This is a genomic window from Ruminococcus sp. RTP21358st1_G6_RTP21358_211008 (assembly GCF_040908885.1).
Taxonomy (GTDB): domain Bacteria; phylum Bacillota; class Clostridia; order Lachnospirales; family Lachnospiraceae; genus Blautia_A; species Blautia_A faecis.
Map to the genome: position 1 here is coordinate 33,266 of NZ_JBDGDM010000037.1, position 10,609 is coordinate 43,874.

The 10,609-nt window shown below is 41.1% G+C and carries 6 protein-coding genes; 5 read left to right on the plus strand and 1 reads right to left on the minus strand.

What is annotated here, in order from left to right; genetic code table 11:
- The first annotated feature begins 355 nt into the window (after positions 1 to 355).
- From AB5Z12_RS14440 to AB5Z12_RS14460, 5 genes are read left to right on the plus strand one after another with little or no spacing between them, the layout of a single operon-like run.
- Entirely contained in the window at positions 356 to 1,840 is a 1,485-nt protein-coding gene (locus AB5Z12_RS14440) for a TIGR02677 family protein (RefSeq protein ID WP_173735012.1), read from the plus strand.
- Positions 1,840 to 2,982, plus strand: coding sequence for a TIGR02678 family protein (locus AB5Z12_RS14445; protein ID WP_148462138.1), 1,143 nt, complete (start codon positions 1,840 to 1,842; stop codon positions 2,980 to 2,982). The genes AB5Z12_RS14440 and AB5Z12_RS14445 overlap by 1 nt, the downstream gene beginning before the upstream one ends.
- Entirely contained in the window at positions 2,972 to 7,087 is a 4,116-nt protein-coding gene (locus AB5Z12_RS14450; protein WP_243271347.1) for a TIGR02680 family protein, read from the plus strand. The genes AB5Z12_RS14445 and AB5Z12_RS14450 overlap by 11 nt, the downstream gene beginning before the upstream one ends.
- Positions 7,065 to 8,363 carry a TIGR02679 domain-containing protein gene (locus AB5Z12_RS14455; RefSeq protein WP_148462139.1) on the plus strand — a complete coding sequence of 433 codons (1,299 nt, stop codon included), beginning with the start codon at positions 7,065 to 7,067 and terminating at the stop codon, positions 8,361 to 8,363. Before AB5Z12_RS14450 ends, AB5Z12_RS14455 begins: the two co-directional genes overlap by 23 nt.
- Before the next feature lie 38 nt (positions 8,364 to 8,401).
- Positions 8,402 to 10,348, plus strand: coding sequence for a bifunctional UDP-sugar hydrolase/5'-nucleotidase (locus AB5Z12_RS14460; protein WP_368357325.1), 1,947 nt, complete (start codon positions 8,402 to 8,404; stop codon positions 10,346 to 10,348).
- A 160-nt stretch (positions 10,349 to 10,508) separates the two neighbouring features.
- On the opposite strand, the gene AB5Z12_RS14465 is transcribed toward AB5Z12_RS14460, so the two are convergent.
- A partial coding sequence (locus tag AB5Z12_RS14465; protein ID WP_368368692.1) for an IS3 family transposase occupies positions 10,509 to 10,609 on the minus strand: 101 nt, incomplete at its 5' end.

A 10,609-nucleotide genomic window follows, 5' to 3' on the forward strand; every position in this document is an offset into this window, starting at 1 on the left:
TGATAACAAATTGATAACACCGTTCAGTACAGTCTGGGAACTTTGGACAGTGGAACACATATAAAACCAGATAGAACCATAATTCCTATACAAAAGTGTATAGTGACAAGATTTTATTTGCGAGTTTGAATAAAAAAGTGAAATAAACAAAAAAGCGAAATTGGCTGTAGGATAGAATTCCTGCAGCCTCTTTTCGTGCAAAAAAATAGTAGCTTTTACAGATTAGGACTGGTCGACTGGACAACGTCTTGGTACAATGTAATCAGTGAAACAATCCGCAGGTATGGTAGTCTGGGACTTTTGCCCCCGACATTATATATAAGTAACCCCATGTATGAAAAGAAGGAGAGGCCTCATGCAGGTATCAGATAAATTAATCAAACCACTAACAGAAGCGAAATATTTAAATGCAGATAATGTAAGCAGATATCGCTGTATTATGCGTATTTTTTTTGAGCATTACGAGAAACTGAAATACTGGCTGTATCAGGAAGAGGTTTACGAAGAAATGATGAAGGATCCTTTTTTTGCAGATTACAGACCAGAGCAGTGTCAGCAGGATCTCACAATGTTGACAGAATGGAAGAATCTGAATACGATCCAGGATACGAAAAAGGTGGCATCCATTGAAGAATTTAAGAACAAAAAGTACCGCTATCAGATGACAGAATATAGTGTAGAGATAGAACGTCTGGTGCTTAGACTTGAGAACCTGTTTATTGAAGGTGCATCCCTAGAACCCACATTATTGGAGCGGATACGAAGAGGTATAGAACGGTTTCCGGAGATGGTGGAAAGAGATAAAAATGAAGTATATACCTGGTGGACAGATCTGAATAATGATTTTGTACGCCTGAATCAGAATTATCAGGACTATATCAGAGATTTGAACAGTGTGCGGGCAGAAGAAATGATGCATACGAAACAGTTTCTGGTGTTTAAAGACCGGTTGATCGAATATCTGCGCAGCTTTATTAAGGGATTACAGAGAAATGTAGGTGTGATAGAAGAAAGCTTATGCATGCAGAAGGAAGAGATGAAAAATCAGGTATTTGAAAAAGTAGTTGATTATGAATTGTCGATACCGCGAATGGATGTAGAAGTATCGAAGGAAATGATCTGGCAGAAAGTTAAGGGCCGTTATCAAAGTATCTATGACTGGTTCGTAGGAAATGAAGGCCAGGAGAATGAAGCGGGAAAGCTTTTTGATGCGACAAATGACATTATTCGCAGGATCACAAGATATGCAGCGCAGTTAAGTGAAAAGAATGCATTGGGGGCTAACAGAAAAGAAGAATACCGCAAGGTGGCAGAATTATTTTTGAAATGCCAGGATATGGAAGAAGCTCACAAAATGTCTGCAATGGTATTTGGCATGGAGTGCCCGCAGCATATTGCCGGAGATCTGGTACGTGAAACGGATAGCATGAATATCGGAGTATACGAAGAACAACCCATGGAAATCAGTTTAAAGCCAAGGATACGTACATACAGGGAGAAATCCAGAAGAAGTGCGATCCGCGAATCAGCAGAGCAAAAGCAGGAAACAAGACGTAAAATGCTGGAAAAACAGAGAGAAGAAATGGAAAAATTGCAGGCGTTGGAAGTAAATGGAAGGATTCATTTTGGAGAATTACCGGTGCTGGAACCAAGAATCAGAGAGATCCTTTTGAAATGGCTGTCGGATGCCATGGAATCTGCGGATTTTTCTGCAAGAACGGATGATGGAAGAAGATACATATTAGACAGAAGCCGGGCAGATGAGACCTGTGTTGTGCATTGTCTGGATGGTAATTTTACTATGCCTGATTTGTCAATTGTATTTCAGGAGGAAACGTGATGAAGGAACTGGAGATCCTGTTAAATAAAAGATGGGTATTAAAATCCAGAGATAAGGAAACCTATTATAAATTAAGAGATGCCCTTGGAGAACTGCGTAAATTTACTACAGAGAAAATGGGCTGCCAGATCATTGACAATTCACTTCTGATAAAGATGGAGAAGATTCCGGTGATACCGGAAAGCTTTATGGGGATCCAGAAATTTTCCTCAAAAGAAGAATATGCATATCTCTGTATTCTGCTGATGTTTCTGGAAGACAGAGATGCACAGGAGCAGTTTATCATATCACAGCTGACGGAATATATTACAGCAAATCTGCCTGGGGAAATCTCTGACTGGACATTGTATACGAACAGAAGAAAGCTGATTCGTGTAATGAGATTTGCAGCAGATCAGGGGCTTATTGGAGTTACAGATGGAAAAGACGAGGCATTCATGGACGATGAAGGAGGAGAAGTGCTTTATGAAAATACAGGGGCATCCAGGTATTTTATGAAGAGCTTTTCAAAAGACATTATGGAATACACGAAACCGGAAGATTTTCAGGAAAGTGACTGGTTTGAAGTGGATGAAGACCGAGGCTTTGCAAGAAGACACAGGGTTTATAAAAGACTGATTTTTGCACCTGGTATGTACAAAGCGGATGGCTCATCGGAGGATTTTGAATATCTGAAATATTACGGACGCAGATTAAGCGAAGAACTGGAGCAGATATTTGACTGTCATGTGCACATTCATAAAGGAAGTGCATATCTGCTATCCGGAGACGACTGCAGGATGGGAACGGTATTTCCCGGCAATAATTCCATATCCGATATTTTGCTTTTGTGTTTTCGTGAAATACGCAAGAAAATTGAGAAGGGTCAATGGAAGACCGGATTGGATGAAACCTGTCTTATAGATCAGATTGAATTTGAAAATATGATAAAAGAAATGAAACAGGAATATGGAAGTGGATTTTCGAAAAATTATCGCGAGATGCCGGAAGGGGAATTTGTAAAAAGTGTGTTGGATGAGATGGAGTTGTGGATGTTCATAAGAAAAGAAGAACTCGCTCATCATATAAAAATATGTCCGCTCACCGGAAAAATACAGGGAAGCTATCCGGAGGATTATATGGGAGGAAGAAATGATGAATAGCAGATGGCAGGCAAATAAGATCGGACTGATTAATTTCTGGTATTATGACGAACAGGAATTCCCGTTTGTGAAGGGCAGAATGCTCCTTCGAGGTTCAAATGGATCGGGAAAATCAGTAACCATGCAGAGTGTGGTGCCTCTTCTTCTGGATGGAAATATGAGTCCGGAACGACTGGATCCCTTCGGTTCCAGGGACCGTAAGATGAGCAGCTATCTTCTGGAAGAAGATGACGGACGTGAAGAACGCACTGGCTATTTGTATCTGGAGCTTAAAAGACAAAACAGTGACACATATTTAACGATTGGAATGGGTATCCGCGCAAGAAGAGGAAAGAATCTGGACAAATGGTATTTTAGCCTGACCGATGGAAGACGTATCGGTAAGGATTTCTTTTTATACAAGGATTCAGGAGAAAAGGTTACACTTTCCAAAAAAGAGCTGGAAAACAGGATTGGGGATGGCGGCCGCGTTATTGACAGACAGGTTGATTATATGGAATATGTGAACCGCCAGATTTTTGGATTTGAGACAACAGAAGAATATAAGGAAATGATAGATCTTTTGATTCAGCTGCGTACACCGAAGCTTTCCAAGGATTTTAAGCCATCTGTAATCAATGATATTTTAAGTGATTCCCTTCAGCCCCTGTCTGATGATGACCTACGTCCTATGTCGGAAGCCATTGAAAATATGGATACCATGACCATGAATCTGAAAAACAGGAAAGAAGCCAGACAGGCAGCAGAAAAGATTCAGGCAGTATTTTCAAAATATAATCAGAAATTATTATATGAAAAAGCAGAACGCTGCGAACAGGCTGGGCTAAAATTGGAAAATGCAAGGACACAGCAAAAAGAACAGGAGAAAAAGCTGTGTGAATGCAAAAAGAAGATTGAAGCTCTGAAAATAGAACATCAGGAGTTGGATGCGAAACGTGAATCCATGGAGAAAGAAAAAGAATCTCTGAATAAAAGTGACGCTGTAGCATTGAAGCGAAGAGAAGCGGAGCTGATTACGGAATTAAACGGACAACAAAAAAATCTAATGGAAAAACAGAGATTCCTGGAGCAGAAACAGACTCAATATCAGGATGCACAGAATCAGATCAAAACAGAAGAAGACAGGAAATATGAGAAAGAAAAAGAACTGGAAGAGCTTATAGAAGAGATGCAGGATGAGGCTGATACCATGGCCTTTGAAGAGCATGCATTTATGAAGGAAGAGCTGGAAAAACATCCGGAAGAACCATACAAATTCAATTTACACCAGCAGCAATTTGATAACACAAAAGAAAAAATTAATGAGGGAACAGAGATACTGGCAGAGACAGATCACCTGGAAAGACAGAAAGATGATCTGATAAAAGAAAGAGAAAGACGGATTCGTGAACTGGATACTCTTCAGAGAAAAGTGTCAGAACTGGAATCTGTATTTGTGCAGACACAGAATGAATGGAAAGAAGCATTGTATCAGTGGAACGGTGCAAACCAGGAGCTGGCATTAGAAAAAGAATTATTAAGAGAATTAAGTATATTTGCAGATGCGTATAAGGAATCTTCTGATTTTGCTGAAGTTCGTCAGAGGATTGCAGATGTATGGATCAAGAAAAATGGGGAAATCGAAGCTGAACTTTCGGTAAATGATACAGAGAGCCAGAATACAAAAAAGGAATTGGAAGAAGTAAGGGCTGATCTGGCTGAATGGGAGAATCAGAAAGAACCACAGCCGGAACGCTCAGAGGCAGTTATACGTAACCGTAAGAGACTGGATGCTCTTGGAATTCCATATCAGGAATTTTACAAGGTCATAGAATTTGGAGATAATCTGGAAGAAGAAGCCTGTAACCGTTTGGAAGAAGCTTTATTAAAGATGGGAATTCTGGATGCACTGGTAATAGATGAGCAATACAAAGAGCAGGTTCTGAAAACAGAAAAAGGATGTGAAGATCACTATCTGTTTGTCTGCAAGAACAGTCAGAAGAATTTGCAGCCAGACAGAAGTCTGTTAGATGTATTGGAACTGAATGAAGAAGTGAACGACATATTTTCCAATCAGCGTCTGACCGGAATTCTCGGAAGTATTGCATATGATAGTGAGAGCTTGTTTACGGTTGCAGAAGATGGAACTTACGGAATGGGAGTGCTTGCCGGAACTGTAACAGGAGAATATGAGGCAGGATTCCTTGGAACAAAGGCCCGTGAAAAACACAGACAGGCAAAGATAGAAGAGTGCAGACAGAGAATCACAGAGTTGGAAACCGCATTACAGCAGCTGGAGGAACTGCATAGAAAGCTGTCTGACAGAAAAGTTATTCTCAGAAAAGAATACGAGAATCTTCCGAAAGACACAGATATGAGAGAAGCACTTCGGATGCTGCAGGCCGAGGAACGAGAGTGCGAACAGCTGAAGCGAGAGAGTGATAAACTGGAATATCAGATCCGTGAACTGGCCGAGATACTGAAAGAAAAGAAAAAGAAAGCACTGGAAATTGCAGAAGCACTATATCTGACCTGTTCTTATGATATATTTAAAGAAGCAAAAAAAGCAGCAGAGGAATATGGAAAGCATTTGATCAGCCTGATTGCCGCACACGAAATGTATCTTAGAAGTCTGATGTATCTGAGAGAGCGAAAAGAACATCTGGAAGATCTGGATGCAGATATGGAACAGATACGGTATGATCTGCAGGAGCTTCAAAAAGAAATCAGGAGAAAAACAGAAGAACAGACTTCCATCCAGGAACAATTACGTCTGACGGATTACGAAGAAATTAAAGAACGGCTTGATGCATGTATTAACTGGCTGCAGGAGTATCCGGAGCAATTACGTGTATGCGTAAGCAGACAGACACATGAAGAAGATGAAGTGGGACAACTGACACTGCGCTTAGACGAAAACCAGAAGAAAATTGAAGAATATGAAAAGAAAACGAAATACTTTTCAGAATGCTATGATATGGAAAAGGCTTTGCATTATGTGGAAATACCCAAAGAGATACCGGAAGATGCCGGACATATCAGAAGTTATCTGGAATCAGATGTAAAAGCGCTGGATAAAGACAGTGTGATCCGCGATCTGAATAAGGTATATTTTGAAAACAGAGGCTTTCTTACAGACTATCATTTAATGCAGAATGAGTTGTTTACGGAAGAAGAACAAACGGAATTTCCTGCAAAACGACTGGATATTTCGGCCAGATATCAAGGCGTAAAGATATCATTTGCCAGTCTTCTTTTGCATCTTGAAGAAGACATTACAGAACTTGAGAATCTGATCAAAGATGGAGACCGGGAGTTGTTTGAAGACATTCTTGCCAATACGGTAAGCAGAAAAATCCGTGGAAAGATTAACGGGTCTAATACATGGGTACAGAAGATGAATTCCCTGATGAACGGTATGAATACATCCAGCGGATTAAAGCTTAGCCTTAGATGGCGAAGTAAGACTGCAGAACAGGAAGACCAGCTGGATACGAAAGAACTGGTAGAATTACTGAAGAAAGATTATCGGCTGATGAGTGAAGATGAGGCAGCCAGATTGTCTGCCCATTTCCGTTCCAAAGTGGCAGAGGCACGAAGAAATGCGAAAGACAGTGCGGGAATGGTATCCTTCTATCAGATCATGAAGGATACGCTGGATTACCGTAAATGGTTTGAATTTCAGCTGTTTTCCCAGAAAAACGGAGAACGTCAGAAGGAGCTGACAAATAGTGTATTTGGAACCTTCAGTGGCGGGGAAAAAGCAATGTCCATGTATGTACCGCTGTTTTCTGCAGTTGTGGCCAAGTATCAGGGAGGAAGAGAAGATGCACCGAGATTGATATCTCTGGACGAGGCATTTGCCGGAGTTGATAATAAGAATATTCGTGATATGTTCCGTCTGATGACAGAATTCCAGTTTGATTTTATTATTAACTCACAGGTTCTGTGGGGAGATTGCGATACGTTGGATGCATTGGCAATTTATCAGTTAATCCGTCCGGGAAATGCGAAATTCGTAACTGTTATGCCCTATTTATGGAATGGCTGCAGGAAAGAATTGTTAGAACACGAGGAAGAAGTAGAACAGAGAGGAATAGAGCTTGGACAGGCAGCAGGAGTATAAATCTGAGAATAAAATGAAAGACTGTCTGGCTTATTTTCGCCTGAGCCCGGTCTGGGAGAAGGTTCTGAAAGGCTTCCGGGAGAAATATATTTCTTACGGAAGGTTTGGTGGGAAAGTAATTCTGAAGAATCTGAAACCAACAGATATTGAAGAGCTGGAAGGATTTTTCGGAAAATCTTTTCACAGTCAGAAAAGTGTAACGGTGTCAGCAGAAAAATTCAGACAGGCGCTGGAAACAAGCAGATATAAAGAGATAACGCCGGAATGCCTGTTAGAGAATTTCTTCGAAGAGCCATTGCTTGGAAGACAGGAGCAAAAATCCTTGCGGGAACAGGAGAAAGAGCGTATATGGGAGATTTTTCAGAGAGACTATGAAGAAACTCCTGCAGAGGCAGCCTTAGAATCGTTGCGAAGCATTGTGAAAGACAATGGGAATCAGGAGTTGGCCAAATGGGACAGGACGCTGCGGTTTGGAGCAGAAATCTATAACAATCTGCCATATCGCAACACAAAGATGTATCTTGCCGTATTTGCAGCTATGCTGACAGGTAATCCACATGCGTTTGATATTGGAACAGCCGATGGGAATTTTTTATACCAGATCATACAGATGGATCTGGAAATAAGAGGAATTACAGTAGAGACATCTGCAATATTTCCTGCGTATAAACGTCAGAAAAGTTATCTGCTGGCAGGGATTATGCTGGATGATGTTTCCAATTATGCGATGATGTATCAGGTGCAGGCTGTGAAAAAAGATGGAACTTATCATAAAGGTATGGCAGGCTTTTTAGAAGAACAGCACATTGTACAGGTTCCTCTTGCAGTGCTTACAGAATGGGAGTCACTTCATTGTCCCCGAAACGAAATATATATTGTGGAAAATCCTTCGATTTTTGCAATGCTTTGTGGAAAAGAAGAAACAGATCAAAAAGGAAAAGCCTATATGTGTATGAACGGTCAGCCAAGACTGGCGGGGTTGATAGCATTGGATTTATTTGCAAAATCCGAAACCCGAGTTTATTATGCAGGAGATCTGGATCCGGAAGGTGTGTTGATCGCACAGAAACTTTCGCAGTATTATAAGGGCGAATTTTATTACTGGCATATGGAAGCTGCTGACTATGAAAGGTGCAGGTCTGAAGAGGTTATATCACCGAAGCGGCTGAAGATACTGGAACGGGTAACGGATGAAAGGTTAAAGCCCGTGGCAGCGCTGATTAGAAAATTCAGGACAGCCGGATATCAGGAGATGCTGGCAGAAGAAATGCTGTAGAAATCAGAAGAAAATTTTTTGAACAAAAAGGAGAAATTATGAAGACACGGAGACGAATTTTGTCAATTGTATTAACAATTGCAATACTGCTTCTGCTTGTACTGGATATTCCTGTGACAGCAGCCGGGACGAAAAAGGTAGACGTTTTGTTTACCCATGATATACATTCCCATCTGGACAGCTTTTCAACAATTGTGGATGGACAGCAAAAAGAAGTTGGCGGTTTTGCGAAAATAAAAACCCTGATAGATGAAAAGAAGAAAGACAATCCAGATACCCTGGTATTGGATGGCGGAGATTTTTCCATGGGTACATTGATCCAGACCGTATATGATACGGAGGCAGCGGAGCTTCGAATGCTGGGATATCTGGGGTATGATGTGACTACTTTTGGAAATCATGAATACGACTACCGGTCAAAGGGACTGGCAAATATGCTGAAGGCAGCCATAAATTCCAGTGAGACAGTGCCGGAGATCGCAGTGTGCAATGTGGACTGGGACGCTATGGAGAAAGATGGCTTAAATGATGGGCAGAAGCAGATCAAAGAAGCATTTGAAGCATACGGTGTGAAGGATTATGTGGTAATTCAGAAGGGCGATACAAGGATTGCTGTGGTTGGCGTGTTTGGAAAAGATGCCCTGGAATGTGCGCCTACATGTGAACTTCTGTTTAAAGATCCGGTAGAGGCAGTAAAGCAGACGGTAACTGAGATTAAGAAAAACGAGAATGTGGATATGATCGCATGTGTGTCCCATGGAGGAACCTGGGAGGACGAGGACAAGTCAGAGGATGAAATTCTTGCAAAAAAGGTGTCGGATCTGGATCTGATCATCAGTGGACATTCCCATACAGAGCTGAATGAAGCCATTAAGCATGGGAATACATATATTGTATCCTGCGGTGAGTATGGAAGAAATCTTGGATCACTTTCGATGACACAGAAGGAGGACGGACGTTGGGAAATGACCTCCTACGAGCTGATTCCTGTGTCTGATGAGATCAAGCCGGATCAGGAAACACAGAAACGCATTGATAAATTAATGGATACAGTAGACACTAATTATCTTGCAGATTTTGGGTACACCAGGGATGAGGTTCTGGCTCAGAACGATGTTGAATTCAACAGTCTGGAAGAGATGGGCACAAAGCATGAAGAACTGAATCTTGGCGATATTATGTCTGATGCGTACGTATATGCTGTGGAAAATTCAGAGTATTACGATGGAAATCCGGTAGACGTAGCGGTTGTACCAAGCGGAACGGTCCGTGATACATACACGAAAGGTGATATTACAGTAGAAGATGTTTACAATTCGTTTTCTCTGGGAATTGGAAAAGACGGTGTAGCAGGATATCCTCTTATCAATGCATATCTGACAGGAAAAGAATTGAAGCTGGTAGCAGAAGTAGACGCTTCTGTTTCAGATTTTATGACAACTGCAAGATTATATTGCAGCGGATTGAATTTTACATACAATCCTCACCGAATGATTCTGAACAAGGTGACGGACTGTTATCTGACCAGAGAGGACGGAGAAAGAATCGAAATCCAGGATGATAAGCTGTATCATGTTGTGACCGATTTGTATACAGGACAAATGCTTGGCTCTGTGATGAAAATGTCCTATGGCCTGCTGTCTCTTGAACCAAAGGACAAGGACGGCAATCCCATTGAAAATCTGGAAGACCAGGCAATCATGGAAGACGGCAGAGAATTAAAGGCGTGGGATGCCATTGCAAGATATATGAAGTCCTTTGAAGATACAGACGGGGATGGAATTGCCAATGTACCGGAATATTATGCAGCCACTCATAACCGTAAGGTTGTAGATGACAGCACAAATATTATTGATCTGGTAAAAAATCCCAATAGATTCTCAGTAATGATCGTGTTGATCTGCCTGCTCTTCCTTGTAATTATTATTCTTATTGTAGTCCTGATCCGAAAACTGGTCCGCAAGGCAAAAAAGAAAAGTATGTGATACTATCACAGAAATGGGGGGGAATAAAATCTGATATAATACTATAAACACCATAAAGTTACAAAAGGGGCTGTCAGGAAATTGAACCGCTCCCCGTCAAGTAGACAATTGAAAAAATATAAATTTTTCTTGCCAGCAGAAATTTATCTGCTGGCAGTTTTTATGCGGCTTGCAAGTAAATTTTGTGTTTTTCCATTGGTGTTAAAATTCCGAGATTCCTTTGTAAGCGTTTATTGTTATAGTAATCTATATAATCTTCGA

Excerpts from the sequence above, each read along its gene's own strand:
- AB5Z12_RS14440 (WP_173735012.1), top strand. The coding sequence starts at position 356 with ATGCAGGTATCAGATAAATTAATCAAACCACTAACAGAAGCGAAATAT.
- AB5Z12_RS14445 (WP_148462138.1), top strand. The coding sequence starts at position 1,840 with ATGAAGGAACTGGAGATCCTGTTAAATAAAAGATGGGTATTAAAATCC.
- AB5Z12_RS14450 (WP_243271347.1), top strand. The coding sequence starts at position 2,972 with ATGATGAATAGCAGATGGCAGGCAAATAAGATCGGACTGATTAATTTC.
- AB5Z12_RS14460 (WP_368357325.1), top strand. The coding sequence starts at position 8,402 with ATGAAGACACGGAGACGAATTTTGTCAATTGTATTAACAATTGCAATA.